A 15,475-nucleotide genomic window follows, 5' to 3' on the forward strand; every position below is an offset into this window, starting at 1 on the left:
TGGCGCGCTCTAGTCAGGTGAAGGGGTCAGCGGGCGATGGTCTGTGTACGCCAGATCTTCTTCTGCAGCTGCAGGATCCCGTACACCAGCGCCTCGGCGGTCGGCGGGCAGCCCGGGACGTAGACGTCCACCGGCACCACGCGATCACAGCCGCGCACCACAGAATAGGAGTAGTGGTAGTAGCCGCCACCGTTGGCGCAGCTACCCATCGAGATGACCCACTTCGGGTCCGGCATCTGGTCGTAGACCTTGCGCAGCGCCGGGGCCATCTTGTTGACCAGGGTACCGGCCACGATCATCACGTCGGACTGACGCGGCGACGGGCGGAACACCACGCCGTAGCGATCCAGGTCCAGGCGCGCGGCGCCGGCGTGCATCATCTCGACGGCGCAGCAGGCCAGGCCGAAGGTCATCGGCCACATCGAGCCGGTGCGCGCCCAGTTCAGCAGTGCGTCGACGCTGGTGGTGACGAAGCCCTTTTCCAGCAGCGGGTTGTCGCCTTCCGGCCGCAGGATGTCATCAACCCGGCCTTCCGGCGACGGATTGTTCATGAGGCCATCGAGAGTCTGAATCACTCCCATTCCAGCGCTCCCTTCTTCCAGACGTAAATGAAACCGAGGAACAGCATGCCGACGAACAGGCCCATGGTGACCAGCGAACGGGCGCCCAGTTCCATGAAGACCTGGGTCCACGGCACGATGAAGATGATTTCCAGGTCGAAGACGATGAACTGGATCGCGATCAGGTAGTAGCGCACGTCGAACTTCATGCGCGCGTCTTCGAAGGCTTCGAAGCCGCACTCATACGGCGACAGCTTTTCCAGATCGGGGCGGCGGGGACCGAGGAATCGACCAACCAGCATCAGCGTAACGCCGATACCGGTGGCAACGATCAGAAACAGCAGAGACGGCAAATATTCGGCCAGCACAGCGATTCTCTCTTGCCTCTGCCGCTGCGCCTGCAGGCGCTTTGGCATGGGGGAGTGGACGGGAACCTGCCTGGCGCCTTGCGCGCCAGACGAACCCGCTTTACTTACAAATGGTGCCCAAGAGGGGACTCGAACCCCTACGACTTGCGTCGCTACCACCTCAAGGTAGTGCGTCTACCAATTCCGCCACCTGGGCAAACGATCACATCAGACTATCTTTCCGATGCGCCGCGTATTGTAACCGGCTTCAGTCTTTCTGGGAGCCTTCCGAAGGCTTTTCTTCACCAGAAACCGAAGATTCCGCCTGAGCCGGCACATTGGCGGCCGGAACCGGGGCTGCCGGGACCGCATCGGCCTTCGGGACGGCCGGCAGCTCGCCCGCCGGCGCCGCCGGAGCGGTCGCTGCCGGGGCGGACATCAGACCCAGATCCTGGTCGGCCGCCGGACGGGTGCCGTGACCGGCATACCAGGCCATGAAGAGGCTGATGCCAAAGAACACGACAGCCAGCCACTTGGTCGACTTGGACAGGAAGTTCGAGGCGCCACGCGCACCGAACACCGTGCCCGAGGCACCGGCACCAAAGCCCGAACCTGCCGCCGCACCCGAGCCACGCTGCATCAGGATCAGCGCGATCATGGCCACAGCGACCAGCACGTAGACGACATTGAGGATCAACATCAGCATTGGAAACCGCCCTCGGACAATACTTCTAGGATTAGTTCGCGGCCGCCGCCCGTGCGATGGCCAGGAAGTCCGCGGCCACCAGGGAGGCGCCGCCGACCAGCCCACCATCGACATCCGGCTGCGCGAACAGTTCCCCGGCATTGTCGGGCTTCACGCTACCGCCGTAAACAATGGGCAGTGAATCGGCGATTCTAGCATCGATACGCGCGACTTCGCCACGGATGAACGCGTGCACCTGCTGCGCCTGCTCCTTGCTGGCGGTACGGCCGGTGCCGATGGCCCAGACCGGCTCGTAGGCGACCACGGCGCTGGCGAAACCGGCCGCACCGGCCAGTTCCAGTACCGGCGCCAGCTGGCTGGCGATGACCGTTTCGGTCTGCCCGGCCTCCCGCTGTTCCAGGGTCTCGCCCACGCACAGCACCGGGACCAGGCCAGCATGCTGGGCGGCGGCGAACTTGCGCGCGACCAGCTCGCTGCTTTCATGGTGGTACTGGCGGCGTTCGGAGTGGCCGACCAGGCCATAGCGGGCCCCGACCTCGACCAGCATGGCTGCGCAGACCTCGCCGGTGTAGGCGCCCTTCTCGTTGCTGCTGACGTCCTGTGCACCAAAGGCCAGGCCGGTCGCGCCGAAGTCCTCGACCAGCTCGCCCAGGTACGGCAGCGGCGGCAGGATCACCACGTCCACGCCCTCCAGCGGCAGCCCGGCGGCCACCTGCTCCAGCAGTTCATTGGCGAATTGACGGCTGCCGTGCAGCTTCCAGTTTCCGGCGACGATCTTGCGGCGCATGAGCGGGTGGCTCCTGTGTGAAGTCAGCCGGTCATGATACCCGCTACGGCAAAAATCCGTTTCCGTGTAAGCGGTTACATGGATTTTCAGCCAACGGCGCAGCCCCTCGTGGCGGGGGTCGGGTTGGTCGCGGAGAGCCCGGCTGGATCTGGGGCTTGGCCGCGGCATGGATGCCGCGAACACCCCCGTCATCCCCGCCCGCCCGGCCTCTGACACATTCCGACGGTTCCGCCCGCCACGGAAAGAAAAAAGAAGAGCAAGAGCAAAAGCGGCATTCCGGGTGCCCTGCCCCACTTCGATCTGACAGATCTCATCCACGCATGGCGTGGATCTACCGTGTCGACCAAGGTCGACACCTACCGAGAATCGGGATTTACCCACCGTCACCGGGAAACTGTCGGGGGTGGGGCGGTGTGGGTTGGCAGGACCGTTGGCGCCATGGATGGCGCCATCGAGCCCCCATGGACGGGTTCACGGCGTGTCCTGCCAACCCACGCCGCCCCGCTCAACCGGCACGAATCCAGAGCCGCTTTGGCTTTGGGCTTGCTGGCCAGCGGCCGGCACTACCGCGGGCGCAGGTTGCGACCCTGCAAAAAACAAGGCCGCCTTTCGGCGGCCTCACTTCTCTTTACTTCAGCTTGATCTCGCGCAGGCGCTCCTCGAGGAAGCCGTGGGCGGTGATCGGCTCCGGGTACCGGCTCGGGTTCTCCGGGGTGATGCACGAGGGCAGCACGTCGATCAGGAAGTCCGGGTTCGGGTGCAGGAAGAACGGCACCGAGTAGCGCGGCTGGCGCGCCAGCTCGCCCGGAGGATTGACCACGCGGTGGATGGTCGACGGATACACATGGTTGGTCAGGCGCTGCAGCATGTCGCCGATGTTGACCACGATGGTGTCCGCGTCCGAGGTGAACGGCACCCACTCGCCGTCGTGCGACTGCACTTCCAGGCCCGCGGCACTGGCACCCACCAGCAAGGTGATGAAGTTGATGTCGCCATGAGCACCGGCACGAACGTTCGGGATGTCGTCGGTGGTGATCGGCGGGTAGTGGATCGGGCGCAGGATCGAATTGCCGAAGTTGGTCTTGTCGGCGAAGAAATTCTCCGGCAGGCCGATGTGCAGGGCGAGCGCCGACAGCACGCGCGACCCCAGGTTGTCCAGCGCCTGGTACAGGCCGTACCCCCGCTCGCGGAAGCCCTCTACTTCGGTCGGCCACAGGTTCGGCGCCATCACGTCACGGTACTTGGAGTCCTCGGCGATCTCGCGGCCGATGTGCCAGAACTCCTTCAGGTCGAAGTGCTTGGAGCCCTTGGCGGTCTCCACGCCGAAGGGGGTATAGCCGCGGGCCCCGCCGCTGCCAGGCACGTGGTACTTGCGCTTGACCTCTTCCGGCAGGGCGAAGAAGGCCTTGAAGGCATCGTAGGCCGCGTCGATGTCGGCCTGCGGGATGCCGTGGTTGCGGATGCCCGCGAATCCCCATTGGCGATAGGCCGCGCCCAGCTCGGCCACGAAGGCCTCGCGGTCGCTGTCGAAACGGGTGATGTCGAGGGTGGGGATCTGGCTCACAGCGGTTCCTGGCTTGTCATTGGGTCTGGGGGGCCAGCGCATTCATGGCCCGCCTGAACATTGTGACAGATCGCCCGGGGGACGCCACTCGATACGAAGAAACAAACCGATACAATGCGCGACCCGCGCGCGGATTAACGCTTCCGTCACGTGGGGCCCGACCTTTTCCCCGCTCCCTGAATCCGCTTCGCCATGTCTGCAGCCGCCCCTGCCGCACTCGCCCTTGAAGGCTTCACCCGGCGTTGGCGCCGGCTGGCCTGGTGGTCGCTGTTCGTCGCCGGCAATGCGGTCCTGGCTGCGGCGATCGCACTGGGCAACGTGCCGCTGCGGGACAATCCAGGCGGCAGCGCGGGCCTGGCCTACCTCGCGATCGCCCTGCCCGGCCACCTGCTCGCGTTCGGCGCGCTGGCCGGCCTGCTGCCGTTGCTGCTGGGGCTGTGGCCACGCACTGCCCGTACGCTGAGCATCAGCGCCGTTCTCCTGCAGGGCCTGTGGCTGTGCCTGCTGCTGGTCGACGCCAAGGTGTTCACCCTGTACCGCTTCCACCTCAACGCCATGGTCGTGAACATGGTGTTCGGCGGCGCCCTGCAGGACCAGGTCGCCCTGTCCTGGAAGACCTGGCTGCAGGTCGCGCTGCTGGTCGCCGCGGTCTTCGCCGCCGAAGGCCTGCTGGCCTGGGCGTGCTGGAAGCTGCTGCCGGCAGTGCCGCGCCGGCGACGGGTGCTGCAGGCGTGGGCAGCGGTCGCGCTTCTGATGGCCGGCGGCCAGGTGGCCACCGCCTACTACGACGCCCGCGGCGACCGCGATGTGATCGCGCAGTGGAACTACCTGCCGTGGGCGCAACCGATCACCGCCAAGAGCTTCATGCGGCGCCTGGGCGTGGTCAGCCAGCAGCAGGCCGGCCTGCCCGACCCGCGCCATGCGCAGCTGCAGTACCCACTGCACCCGCTGCGGTGCCAGAACCCGCATCGTCCCAATGTGCTGATGGTGGTGCTGGAATCGCTGCGCCAGGACGTGCTGACACCGCAGCTGATGCCCAACACGTCGGCGCTGGCGCAGGACGCGCGCGTGTTCGACCAGCACTTCAGCACCGGCAATGCCACCCGCTACGGCCTGTTCGGGCTGCTGTACGGCCTGCCCGGTGGTTACTGGCCAAGCATGCTCGACGAGCAGCGCGGCTCGCAGCTGTTCCAGGTGCTGGGCCAGCAGGGCTACGACCTGCACCTGTACGGCAGTGCGCCGTTGTACAGCCCGGAATTCGATCGCACGGCATTCGCCGATGTGCGCGACCAGCTGCACCAGGGGCCATCGGCACTGAAGTCCGACGGCCGCGACCGCGCGATCATCAGTGCACTGCAGCAGGACATCCGCGCCAGCCAGGCGGCGCAGCGCCCGTGGTTTGGCTTCGTGTTCCTCGACTCCACCCACGCGCCGTACCACATGCCCGATGGTTACCCGCCCGTGGCGACGCCGATGGCTGCGGACATCGACTTCCTCAAATTCGGCCCGGAGCATGACCCGACGCCGGAACTCAACCGCTACCGCACCGCCGTGCACTACGCAGACAGCCTGATCGGCTCGCTGCTGGACGACCTGCGCGCACAGGGCCTGGCCGAGGACACCATCGTGCTGGTCACCGGCGACCATGCCGAAGAGTTCAACGACCTCAAGCTGAACTATTGGGGCCACAACGGCAACTTCTCCGACTACCAGCTGCAGGTCCCGTTCGTGCTGCATTGGCCAGGCAGGGCCGCTGGCCGCGACGCCCGCACCAGCTCGCACGAAGACTGGGTACCGACACTGATGCGCCATGCGCTGGGCTGCGAGAACGCGCTGAGCGATTACAGCACCGGCCAGGACCTGCTGGCCGAACCGCAGGGCCCGCGTGCCCTGGTGGTCGAAAGCTGGTCGCAGCGCGCGATACGCCATGGCGACGCGATCTACGTGTTCGACAAGTTCGGCAACGCCACAGCGCTGGACCGGCACTACCTCCCGCTGCCCCAGCAGGCCCCTGATGCGGCTGCCGTACGCACTGCATGGGAAGCGTTGACCCGCTTCCGCAATCGTTGACCTTCAAGGATCGATCCCGCATGAACCGTCCGCTGCGCATCCTGCACACCGAAGCCGCCAAGGGAATGGGCGGGCAGGAGATCTACATCTTCCGCCACATGCAGGTGATGCGCGCGCGTGGCCATGAGGTGGCGCTGCTGTGCCAGCCCGAAGCGCGCCTGGCCAAGCTGGCACGCGACGACGGTTTCACCGTGTACACCCTGCGCATGGGGGCCTGCTGCGCCTGCTGCGCGGCATCTGGTCGGTCTCGCGCCTGGTGCGTCGCGAGCGCTACGACGTGGTCAACACCACCAGCCGCCGTGACGCGCTGATCGCCGCCGCCGGTGCACGCCTGGGCGGCACACCGCTGGTAATACGCTCGCGCCACCTGATGAGCCCGGTCAACTCGCTGCTGACCTATACCGGCCTGCCGCACCGGGTGATGACCGTCAGCAGCTTCGTCAAGCAGCTGCTGACCGAGCGCGGCATTCCGGCCGAGCACATCGGTATCGTGCCGCCAATTGCAGTCCCGCCGCGCTGGAGCGAGATCCGCAAGGCCGATCCCTGGCAATGCCTGCAGGAGGTGCGCGCGGAGGTGCGCGCCGAGCTCGGTTTCGGCGAGCAGGACATCGTGGTCGGTTGCGTGGCGGTGCTGCGCGGACCCAAGGGCCATGCCGACCTCCTGCAGGCGATGGTGCCGCTGTGCAGGACGCATCCGAACCTGCACCTGGTGGTGATCGGCGATGGCCAGCCGGTCATGGATCGGCTGCAGTCGCTGCGCGACGAGCATGGGCTGCAGCAACAGGTCCACCTGCTCGGCTATCGTGACGGCGCGTGCCGGCTGATGGCCGGCTTCGACATCTTCGCGCTGGCTTCGCACAAGGAAGCGGCCGGTACCGTGTTCCTGGAGGCCGCCTATGTCGGGGTACCGATCGTGGCCACGCGCGTAGGTGGCGTGCCGGAGATGGTGGTCGAGGGCAGCAATGCGATCCTCACCCGATTGGGCGACAATGCAGCCCTGACAGGCGCACTGCGCCTGCTGGTGGAAGATCCGGAACGGCGGCGGCAGATGGGCCGCGCCGGGTGGGACTGGATGCACGGCGCGCACCGGTTCACCCCCGATGGCCACGGTGAGACCACCGAACACTACTACCGCCAGTGGCTGAAGGAGCTGGGACATGGCTGATGCCCGAACCGTACCGGTGCTCATGCACCACCACGTCAGTCCGTCGCCGGGCATGATCACCGTGTCACCGGAAAATTTCGAAAGCCAGATCGCCTGGTTGGCCGGCAACGGCTGGACTTCGCTGACACTGGACCAGTACGCCGGCTTCCTGGCCGGCAAGCCGGTGCCGCGCAAGTCGATCGTGATCACCTTCGACGATGGCTACCTGGACAACTGGGTGTATGCGCACCCGATCCTGCAGAAGTACGGCATGCACGCAGTGGTGTTCGTGGTCACCGGCTGGATGGGTGAAGGCCCGGAGCGGCCCCACGCGGGGCTTGCCGGGGCAGTGCTGCCTGCCACGCCGGACCACCGCGGTTGCGAAGCGGCGATCTACGAGCAGAACCGCAGCGACGACGTGATGATGCGCTGGAGCGAAGCGCGCGCGGCCATCGCCGCCGGCACCTTCGAAGTGCATTGCCACACCCATACCCACACCCGCTGGCTGCGCCGCGACGACCTGGACCGCGCACAGCGCCGTGCGGGCCTGAGCCACGACCTGGCAGTCTCGCGCGAAGTCCTGCGGGACAAGCTCGGCGAGGTGTCCGATACGCTGTGCTGGCCTTACGGCGATTTCGACCAGGACCACATCGAGGTGGCACGCGAGCACGGCTTTCGCTACCTGCACACCACCCACCCGTTCGGCCGTAACGTGGTCGGCGGCGATCCGGAACGCATCTACCGCTTCGCGATCCGCAACCGCCCGGCGAGCTGGTTGCGCAAGCGCATCGCCCAGAGCTACACCCCCCTGATCGCGCCGCTGTTCAATGGCTTCAAGGCGCGGCAGAAGAAGATGGTGCCGGGGCCGTGAGCCTCGCGCCGCCTTGCCGCCTGAACGAAAAAACGCCCCGGCATTGCGGGGCGTTTCTGTTTGGGCAAATGCACAGCTGCCTCAGGCGGCGGCTTCACGGACCGCTGCAGACAGGCGGTCCAGCGTGTCCTGCATCAGCGTTGCATCATCGGCCTCGACAGTGACACGCACCACCGGCTCGGTACCGGACGGGCGCAGGAACGCACGGCCACGGCCGGCCACTGACTGCTGCGCGACGGCCAGCGCGGCCTGCACGCTGTCGGCCTGCACGGTGGCCTTGGCCGAGACATTGCCCAGCCGCACGTTGACCGTCTTCTGCGGCACCCGCACCAGCCCCTTCAATGCCTGGCGCAGGGTCTGCCCGCTGTTGCGCAACGCCACCAGCACCTGCAGCGCACTGACGATGCCGTCACCGGTGGTGGCCCGATCCAGGCACAGCAGGTGGCCGGAGGCTTCGCCGCCGAGCACCCCTCCGCCTTCGATCAGCGCCTGGTGCACATAGCGATCACCGACGTTGCTGCGCACGAAAGGAATCTGCAGATCGGCGAAGGCCTTCTCCACGCCGTAGTTGCTCATCAGCGTGCCAACCACCGGGCCGCGCAGGCGGCCTTCGGCTTTCCATGCCCGGGCCAGGATGTAAAGCAGGTCGTCGCCGTCGACCGGGTTGCCCTGGTCGTCGGCCATCAGCACGCGGTCGCCGTCGCCGTCGAAGGCAATGCCGAGATCGGCGCGGGTTTCGCGGACCTTGGCCGCGAGATTGTCGATATGGGTGGAGCCCACGCCGGCGTTGATGTTGACGCCGTTGGGCTCGGCGCCAATGCCGATCACCTCGGCACCCAGCTCGCGGAACAGCAGCGGTGCGATCTGGTAGGTGGCGCCGTGCGCGCAGTCCAGCACCAGGCGTACGCCACGCAGGTCGAACGCGCGCGGCACGCTGGCCTTGCAGAACTCAATGTAGCGGCCGACCGCCTCGCGGCCACGCGACGCCTTGCCCAGCTTCTCCGATTCGACGGTGGTGAACGGAACGTCCAGCGCCGCTTCGAGGGCAAGCTCGGTGGCATCGTCGAGCTTCTCGCCCTGGGCGGAGAAGAACTTGATGCCGTTGTCGTAGTGCGGGTTGTGCGAGGCACTGATGACGATGCCGGCATCCACGCCCAGCGTACGGGTCAGGAACGCCACCGCCGGCGTCGGCATCGGCCCCAGCAGCTGCACATCGGCACCGGCGGCCACCAGGCCGGCTTCCAGTGCCGCCTCGAACATGTAGCCGGAGATGCGGGTGTCCTTGCCGATCACCACGATCGGCCGGCGCCCGTCCTGGCCGCGCTGGGCGACCAGGACACGGCCCAGGGCGTTGCCCAGGCGCAGCACGAAGTCGGCCGAGATCACGCCCTGGCCGACCCGGCCACGGATGCCATCAGTACCGAAGTACTTGCGGCCTCCCATCAAGCCACCTCCGGCGCCGGCTGACGGCCCAGCATCGCCAGCAGGTCGGACAGGCGGTCGCGCAGCTCGCGGCGATCGCAGATCTGGTCGATGGCACCATGTTCGAGCAGGAACTCCGAGCGCTGGAAGCCTTCCGGCAGTTTCTCGCGCACGGTCTGCTCGATCACGCGCGGGCCGGCGAAGCCGATCAGCGCCTGCGGTTCGGCGATGTTGATGTCGCCCAGCATCGCAAAGGAGGCCGAGACCCCCCCGGTGGTCGGATGGGTCAGCACCGAGATGTACGGCAGCCCGGCTTCACGCAGCTTGCCCAGCGCGGCCGAGGTCTTGGCCATCTGCATCAGCGAGAACAGGCCTTCCTGCATGCGGGCGCCACCGCTCTGCGAGAAGCACACGTAGGGCGCCCCGATCTCGACTGCGGTTTCTGCGGCCAGTGCGAAACGCTCGCCGACCACCGAGCCCATCGAGCCGCCCATGAAGGCGAAGTCGAAAGACGATGCGACCAGCGCACGGCCCTTGAGCAGGCCGCGCATGGCGATCAGCGCGTCGTACTCGCCGGTATTCTTCTGCGCGATCTTGATGCGCTCGCTGTACTTCTTCTGGTCCTTGAACTTGAGCAGGTCGGTCGGCCCCAGGCGCGCACCGATCTCGGTGGTGCTGTCGGCGTCGAACAGGGCGGCCAGGCGCGCGCGCGCGCGGATCGCCATGTGATGGCCGCACTTCGGGCAGACTTCCAGGTTCTCTTCCAGTTCCGGACGGTACAACGCGCTGCCGCAGTTGCTGCACTTTTCCCACAGGCCCTCGGGGACACTGCGCTTCTTGCTGGGGGTGTTGTCGGTGCGGATGCCGGACGGCATCAACTTGCTGAGCCAACTCATGCGGGAGGACACTTCCGTTCAGGGCGGCCCGGGGGCCGCAAAGGCGGACAGTCTAGCTCCGCTTTCCCCGCCCGTGCACCCCCTTGCCAGCCGCGGGGCAGCGGGAAAAAACCATGCTGGGACGTACGTTTAGGTGCTGGACGGTGCCCGCCGCCGGCCGGCAGCCTTTGCACGCCAGCCATCAGGAGGACGCCGGCCAGCGGCCGGCAGTCCTGTTACGCGTCCAGCGCCTGCCGCAGCGGGGCGAGGAAGGCCCGGGCGCGCTGCACCGCGTCTTCCGCCGAGCCCGCTTCCGCCAGCGCCGCCACCAGCGCGCTTCCGACCACCACGCCATCGGCCTGGCGGGCCATGGCCGCGGCACTGGCGGCATCCTTGATACCGAAGCCCGCCACCACCGGCACCGATGCGCGCGCGCGCAACGCCTGCAGGCGGGTACCGGCGGCATCGCTGTCCAGGCGCTCGGACGCGCCGGTGACACCGGCAAAGCTGACGTAGTAGAGATAGCCACGGGCCAGCGCCAGCAGCTTGTCGGCTCGCGCCTCGCTGGTGGTCGGCGACGCCAGCAGGACCAGCGCAAGGCCGGCTGCGTCGAACGCCTGCTGGGCATCGCCCGCTTCTTCCGGCGGCAGGTCGACCAGCAGCACGCCGTCCACGCCGGCGTCGACGGCGGCCTTGGCGAAGGCCGCGTAGCCATGGATCTCCACCGGGTTGAGGTAGCCCATCAGCACCACGGGGGTCTGCACATCGCGTTCGCGGAACTGCGCCACGGCCTGCAGGACGTAGCGGCTGCCGGCGCCGCGTGCCAGCGCGCGCTCGGAGCTGCGCTGGATGGTCGGGCCATCGGCCATCGGGTCGGAAAACGGCACGCCCAGTTCGATCACGTCGGCGCCGGCCTCGACCAGTGCGTGCATGACCGGCACGGTCGCCTCCAGCGAGGGATCACCGGCGGTGACGAAGGGAATCAGCGCCTTGCGCTGCTGTTCGCGCAGACGCAGGAAACAGGCATCGAGTCGGGATACGGGCATTTCAGGCACATCCTTCAATCAGTTCAATCGCATCGCTGGTTCCCCAGTACATCCGGGTGACCTTCCCTTCAAACAGTTCCAGGCGGATGCCCAGGTCCGAACCCGGGTCCTGCCAGGTGAGGTACTCGCCCTGGTCACCGTCGTAGGCATGCGGGCTGGATACCGGCGGCTTCGGGAACTGCGCCATGGCCTGGGCACGGGTCATGCCGATGCGCAGGCCGAAGGGACCGGGCTGTTCAACCGGCAGCTCCGGGTCGTCGCCCGGCTTCAGATCAAATCGGACCACGCGGTCGTCGTCAGTCATCATCGACACGCCCGGCGGCAACCCCCTGCCGTCGTAGTACTCGCAGTCGCCTTCGAAGAACTCTTTCGCGCCCTGTGCCTTCCACGGCCCCAGTGACTTCAGGTCCCCCATGTGCTGGCCAACCAGCACTTCGCCGGCATGGTCCAGTGCAACCGAGGCGACGGCGGGGGCGTTGTCGCCGTTGCTCTCTTCCGCAGACGGCGGATCGACGATCGGCGTACGCGCCATCGGGTCGAGGTCATCGTTGGCGGCCGGCTGCCGTGCGGGCTGCGCGGTGGCTTTGGCAGCCGGCGCAAGCACTGGCGGTTCCGGCGGCTGGCACGCGGCCAGGCCCAGCACCAGCAGAAGCACCCCGCTGTTCCGCAGCAGCGCGCTCACAGCACCAGCCCTTCGCGAGCGGCGATGGTGTGCACGTCCTTGTCGCCACGGCCGGACAGGTTGCACAGCACGATCTGGTCACGCGGACGCTCACGCGCCAGCTTGATCGCCTGTGCCAGTGCGTGGCTGGACTCCAGTGCCGGCAGGATGCCCTCGGTATGCGCCAGCAGGTGGAAGGCCTGCAGCGCTTCTTCATCAGTGATGCCGAGGTAGCGCGCACGGCCGGTATCGGCCAGGAAAGCATGCTCCGGGCCGACGCCCGGATAGTCCAGGCCGGCCGACACCGAGTGGGTCTCGATGATCTGGCCGTCGTCGTCGCACAGCACATAGGTGCGGTTGCCATGCAGCACGCCCGGCCGACCGGCGGCGATCGATGCGGCGTGGCGGCCGGTGCCGATGCCGTCGCCGGCGGCTTCGGCGCCGACGATCTCGACCTGGCGATCGTTGAGGAAGGCGTGGAACAGGCCGATGGCGTTGCTGCCGCCGCCGACGCACGCGGTGATCGCATCGGGCAGGCGGCCATACTCGGCCAGCATCTGCTCGCGTGCCTCGCGGCCAACGATGGCGTTGAAGTCACGGACCATGCGCGGATACGGATCCGGGCCGGCCACGGTGCCGATGATGTAGAAGGTGTCCTGCACGTTGGTCACCCAGTCGCGCATCGCTTCGTTGAGCGCGTCCTTCAGGGTGGCCGAGCCGGAGGTGACCGGCACCACCGTCGCGCCAAGCAGCTTCATGCGGTAGACGTTGATCTTCTGCCGCTCGATGTCGGTGGCGCCCATGTACACCACGCATTCCAGGCCCAGGCGGGCGGCAACGGTGGCACTGGCAACACCGTGCTGGCCGGCACCGGTCTCGGCGATGATGCGCTTCTTGCCCATCCGCGCGGCCAGCAGCGCCTGGCCGATGGTGTTGTTGATCTTGTGCGCGCCGGTGTGGTTCAGGTCTTCGCGCTTGAGCAGGATCTGCGCGCCGCCGACATGGTCGCTCAGGCGCTGGGCGTGGTAGATCGGGCTCGGCCGGCCCACGTAGTGGGCCAGGTCGCGGTCGTAGGCAGCCTGGAATGACGGGTCCTGGCGGGCCTGGTCATAGGCCTGGGCCAGTTCCTGCAGCGGACCCACCAGGGTTTCGGCAACGAAGCTGCCGCCGTAGCGGCCGAAATGGCCCTGGGCATCCGGGAAGGCGTGGTAGTCGGCAATGGGGGAGGCAGACATGGAAGCGACCGCTGGTTCGAGACAGGTGGATACTCTAGCGCACGGGTCTTGACCGGAAAATGGATATTATCTGGCGCATATCGTCAGGAAATCTCACATGAGCCGTTCCCTGCTGCCGCCACTCAATGCGCTGCGTGCGTTCGAGGCCACCGCCCGTCTCGGCGGCGTCGGCCGCGCCGCACACGACCTGCATGTCACCCACGGTGCGGTCAGCCGGCAGCTGAAGCTGCTGGAAGACCATCTCGGCCTGGCGCTGTTCCAGCGTGCCGGTCGCGGCCTGCGCCTGACCGCTGCGGGCACGCGGCTGCAGGCAGCGTGCAGCGAGGCCTTCGGCGGCATCGAAGACTGCGTGCGCGAACTGCGGCGGCCGGCGGCGGCCCCGGCGCTGGTACTGGGCTGCAGCGGCAGCGTGCTGGCGCGCTGGATGATCCCGCGCCTGCCTGCGCTGCAGGCCGCCCTGCCCGGCGTGCGCCTGCAGTGGTCAGCGCTGGATGGAAGCTTCACCGAGGCACAGGCGGCACTGGATGCGGTACTGCTGCTGGCACAGGGGCCGTGGCCCCGGGGCTGGCAGGTGCGTGAGCTGGCCCCGGAACGGGTCGGCGTGGTAGTGGCCCCCTCGCATCCGGCCGCGCAGCGCCTGCGGCATGTACCGCCCTCGGCGCTGCTGCAGGAGACGCTGCTGCACACCAGCTCACGGCCGCAGGCGTGGCCGGCGTGGGCGCAGGCGCACTCTCTGGACCCCGCGAAGCTGCAGCTGGGCACGGCCTTCGAGCATCTGTACTACCTGCTGGAGGCAGCGGTGGCCGGGCTGGGCCCGGCGATCGCACCCGAGCCACTGGTGGCCGAGGACCTGGCCGCCGGACGACTGGTCGCGCCGTGGGGGTTTGCCGCCACTGGTGGTTTCTGGGTGCTGGCGCAACCGGACGGACCACCTGATGCGCGCGTGGATGCGCTCGCCGACTGGCTGGGCCAGCAACTCCGATGACAACAAAAAGGGGACGGAGGGAATTAAGTCGCAAGTGGCACAAACGACTTAATTCCCTCCGTCCCCTTTTTTCAGCTGGCGGTCGGTGTGGCCAGGCGCTGCTGCAGGTCTTCGCGCAGGCGCGACAGCTCCGCTTCCGCCTGCTGCCGCTGCTGCATCCCTTCGCGATGGATGCTGCGCACTTCTTCCACCGTGGCGATCAGCTGGTCGTGCACATGGCGCAGCGTGGCCACGTCGATCACGCCGCGCTGGTTGCTGCGCGCGGTATCCACCGAGGCCTGGCGCAGCAGGTCGGCATTGCGGCGCATCAGTTCGTTGGTGGCGTCATCGATGGCCGTGGACAGTTCGACCGCAGCCTTCTGTTCGCCCAGCGAGAGCTGGATGGCGAACTGGCGCTTCCATGACGGAATGGTGATGTCGCGGACGGTGTTGAACTTCTCGATCAGCTGCAGCGCGTTGGCCTGGATCAGGCGGATCATCGGCAGCGACTGATCGGCGGCGTGCTGCATCAGCTGCAGGTCGGACACGCGCTTCTCGATCAACCGGATCGCATTGTCGATCTCGCCCTGGCGGATGCGCTGCTGGGGGTCCTCGCTGGCCTGCCCGGCCAGCTGTTCGGCCTGCAGTTCGGCCAGCCGCTGCTTGCCCGCTGCCGCATACAGGCCGAGCGCACGACGTTCTTCGCGGACGATATCGTGCATGCGGTCGAACTCGCCCACGCGCTTGCCCATCAACGCCTGCTGCACGCCGACGTCGGCCAGCAGCTGTTCGATCTGCGCGTTGGTGTCGCTGAACTTCTGCACCAGCTCGCCCTTGGAGGCGCGCATGCGGTCGATCAGGCCACCGATCACCGGCACCTTCGAACGCTGGGCGAAGCCATCCAGCTTCAGGCTGCGCGCGATGCGCACCACCTCGCCCAGCTTCTCGCCACTGGCATCCAGGTCACGATTGCGCACCTGGTCCAGCAACTGGCTGGAGAACGCGGCGGTGCGCGTGGCCGCCTCGCGGCCGAACACCTGCAGGTTGCCCGGGCGCAGATCGTCCAGTTCCAGACGGATCTCGGCGATGCGCGGCAGATCCTCGCGGACCAGCCCAAGCGCCTGCAGTGCACCTTCGTCGAGCGCAGTGGCGGTGGTCGTGCCGGGTACGAGGGCACCGGGGGTCTGGCTGTCCTGGGTCATCGGGCAGTCTCCTTGCAGTTG

General features: G+C 67.4%; 14 protein-coding genes, 1 tRNA gene and 1 pseudogene. 4 read left to right on the top strand and 12 right to left on the bottom strand.

What is annotated here, in order from left to right:
* Nucleotides 1–26: 26 nt before the first annotated feature.
* The 6 genes from ROV93_RS08550 to ROV93_RS08575 form a co-directional block, all read right to left on the bottom strand.
* On the bottom strand, nucleotides 27–581 hold the full coding sequence (locus tag ROV93_RS08550) for an NADH-quinone oxidoreductase subunit B (RefSeq protein ID WP_005417936.1): 555 nt from the start codon (nucleotides 579–581) through the stop codon (nucleotides 27–29).
* On the bottom strand, nucleotides 572–928 hold the full coding sequence (locus ROV93_RS08555; RefSeq protein ID WP_005417937.1) for an NADH-quinone oxidoreductase subunit A: 357 nt from the start codon (nucleotides 926–928) through the stop codon (nucleotides 572–574). Before ROV93_RS08555 ends, ROV93_RS08550 begins: the two co-directional genes overlap by 10 nt.
* Before the next feature lie 111 nt (nucleotides 929–1,039).
* Nucleotides 1,040–1,124: transfer RNA gene (locus ROV93_RS08560), tRNA-Leu, on the bottom strand.
* 51 nt (nucleotides 1,125–1,175) lie between these two features.
* Nucleotides 1,176–1,613, bottom strand: a complete 438-nt coding sequence (gene secG / locus ROV93_RS08565; RefSeq protein ID WP_049415231.1) for a preprotein translocase subunit SecG — start codon at nucleotides 1,611–1,613, stop codon at nucleotides 1,176–1,178.
* A 31-nt stretch (nucleotides 1,614–1,644) separates the two neighbouring features.
* The gene (gene tpiA / locus ROV93_RS08570) at nucleotides 1,645–2,400 is read right to left on the bottom strand and encodes a triose-phosphate isomerase (protein ID WP_072168490.1); all 756 of its coding nucleotides are present in this window, start codon (nucleotides 2,398–2,400) and stop codon (nucleotides 1,645–1,647) included.
* Nucleotides 2,401–3,028: 628 nt separating this feature from the next.
* Complete coding sequence (locus tag ROV93_RS08575) at nucleotides 3,029–4,006, bottom strand: 2-oxoglutarate and iron-dependent oxygenase domain-containing protein (protein ID WP_072168491.1); 978 nt, start codon at nucleotides 4,004–4,006, stop codon at nucleotides 3,029–3,031.
* A 150-nt stretch (nucleotides 4,007–4,156) separates the two neighbouring features.
* Between ROV93_RS08575 and ROV93_RS08580 the strand changes: the two genes are divergently transcribed.
* The 3 genes and pseudogenes from ROV93_RS08580 to ROV93_RS08590 all read left to right on the top strand — a co-directional run bounded on the left by ROV93_RS08580 (nucleotide 4,157) and on the right by ROV93_RS08590 (nucleotide 8,049).
* Entirely contained in the window at nucleotides 4,157–6,034 is a 1,878-nt protein-coding gene (locus tag ROV93_RS08580; protein WP_072168492.1) for a sulfatase-like hydrolase/transferase, read from the top strand.
* Nucleotides 6,035–6,054: 20 nt separating this feature from the next.
* Nucleotides 6,055–7,199: pseudogene (locus ROV93_RS08585) on the top strand (glycosyltransferase family 4 protein).
* On the top strand, nucleotides 7,192–8,049 hold the full coding sequence (locus ROV93_RS08590; RefSeq protein WP_061480014.1) for a polysaccharide deacetylase family protein: 858 nt from the start codon (nucleotides 7,192–7,194) through the stop codon (nucleotides 8,047–8,049). Before ROV93_RS08585 ends, ROV93_RS08590 begins: the two are co-directional and overlap by 8 nt.
* 81 nt (nucleotides 8,050–8,130) lie before the next feature.
* Here the strand turns inward: ROV93_RS08590 and glmM are convergent, their stop codons facing one another.
* The 5 genes from glmM to trpB form a co-directional block, all read right to left on the bottom strand.
* Complete coding sequence (gene glmM, locus ROV93_RS08595) at nucleotides 8,131–9,492, bottom strand: phosphoglucosamine mutase (RefSeq protein WP_072168494.1); 1,362 nt, start codon at nucleotides 9,490–9,492, stop codon at nucleotides 8,131–8,133.
* Nucleotides 9,492–10,367 (bottom strand): acetyl-CoA carboxylase, carboxyltransferase subunit beta, encoded by an 876-nt coding sequence (gene accD, locus ROV93_RS08600; protein ID WP_005417947.1) that lies wholly within the window; start codon nucleotides 10,365–10,367, stop codon nucleotides 9,492–9,494. Before accD ends, glmM begins: the two co-directional genes overlap by 1 nt.
* 215 nt (nucleotides 10,368–10,582) lie before the next feature.
* The gene (trpA, locus tag ROV93_RS08605; protein ID WP_072168495.1) at nucleotides 10,583–11,392 is read right to left on the bottom strand and encodes a tryptophan synthase subunit alpha; all 810 of its coding nucleotides are present in this window, start codon (nucleotides 11,390–11,392) and stop codon (nucleotides 10,583–10,585) included.
* A 1-nt stretch (nucleotide 11,393) separates the two neighbouring features.
* Nucleotides 11,394–12,074: a hypothetical protein gene (locus ROV93_RS08610; protein WP_072168496.1), complete on the bottom strand. Its 681-nt coding sequence runs from the start codon at nucleotides 12,072–12,074 to the stop codon at nucleotides 11,394–11,396.
* A complete protein-coding gene (gene trpB, locus ROV93_RS08615) occupies nucleotides 12,071–13,288 on the bottom strand; it encodes a tryptophan synthase subunit beta (protein ID WP_072168497.1) in 1,218 nt (405 codons plus the stop codon). The genes ROV93_RS08610 and trpB overlap by 4 nt, the downstream gene beginning before the upstream one ends.
* Before the next feature lie 97 nt (nucleotides 13,289–13,385).
* On the opposite strand from trpB, the gene ROV93_RS08620 reads away from it, so the two are divergent.
* Nucleotides 13,386–14,273: a LysR family transcriptional regulator gene (locus ROV93_RS08620; protein WP_072168498.1), complete on the top strand. Its 888-nt coding sequence runs from the start codon at nucleotides 13,386–13,388 to the stop codon at nucleotides 14,271–14,273.
* Nucleotides 14,274–14,344: 71 nt separating this feature from the next.
* Here ROV93_RS08620 and ROV93_RS08625 read toward each other — a convergent pair whose 3' ends face one another.
* Nucleotides 14,345–15,454: a toxic anion resistance protein gene (locus ROV93_RS08625; RefSeq protein WP_072168499.1), complete on the bottom strand. Its 1,110-nt coding sequence runs from the start codon at nucleotides 15,452–15,454 to the stop codon at nucleotides 14,345–14,347.
* Nucleotides 15,455–15,475 lie beyond the last annotated feature (21 nt).

Origin of the sequence: Stenotrophomonas maltophilia group sp. msm4 (assembly GCF_032025605.1) — a bacterium.
Lineage (GTDB): Bacteria > Pseudomonadota > Gammaproteobacteria > Xanthomonadales > Xanthomonadaceae > Stenotrophomonas > Stenotrophomonas sepilia.

Excerpts from the sequence above, each read along its gene's own strand:
- ROV93_RS08550 (WP_005417936.1), bottom strand. The coding sequence starts at position 581 with ATGGGAGTGATTCAGACTCTCGATGGCCTCATGAACAATCCGTCGCCG.
- secG (WP_049415231.1), bottom strand. The coding sequence starts at position 1,613 with ATGCTGATGTTGATCCTCAATGTCGTCTACGTGCTGGTCGCTGTGGCC.
- tpiA (WP_072168490.1), bottom strand. The coding sequence starts at position 2,400 with ATGCGCCGCAAGATCGTCGCCGGAAACTGGAAGCTGCACGGCAGCCGT.
- ROV93_RS08575 (WP_072168491.1), bottom strand. The coding sequence starts at position 4,006 with ATGCGCTGGCCCCCCAGACCCAATGACAAGCCAGGAACCGCTGTGAGC.
- ROV93_RS08580 (WP_072168492.1), top strand. The coding sequence starts at position 4,157 with ATGTCTGCAGCCGCCCCTGCCGCACTCGCCCTTGAAGGCTTCACCCGG.
- ROV93_RS08590 (WP_061480014.1), top strand. The coding sequence starts at position 7,192 with ATGGCTGATGCCCGAACCGTACCGGTGCTCATGCACCACCACGTCAGT.
- glmM (WP_072168494.1), bottom strand. The coding sequence starts at position 9,492 with ATGGGAGGCCGCAAGTACTTCGGTACTGATGGCATCCGTGGCCGGGTC.
- accD (WP_005417947.1), bottom strand. The coding sequence starts at position 10,367 with ATGAGTTGGCTCAGCAAGTTGATGCCGTCCGGCATCCGCACCGACAAC.
- trpA (WP_072168495.1), bottom strand. The coding sequence starts at position 11,392 with ATGCCCGTATCCCGACTCGATGCCTGTTTCCTGCGTCTGCGCGAACAG.
- trpB (WP_072168497.1), bottom strand. The coding sequence starts at position 13,288 with ATGTCTGCCTCCCCCATTGCCGACTACCACGCCTTCCCGGATGCCCAG.
- ROV93_RS08620 (WP_072168498.1), top strand. The coding sequence starts at position 13,386 with ATGAGCCGTTCCCTGCTGCCGCCACTCAATGCGCTGCGTGCGTTCGAG.
- ROV93_RS08625 (WP_072168499.1), bottom strand. The coding sequence starts at position 15,454 with ATGACCCAGGACAGCCAGACCCCCGGTGCCCTCGTACCCGGCACGACC.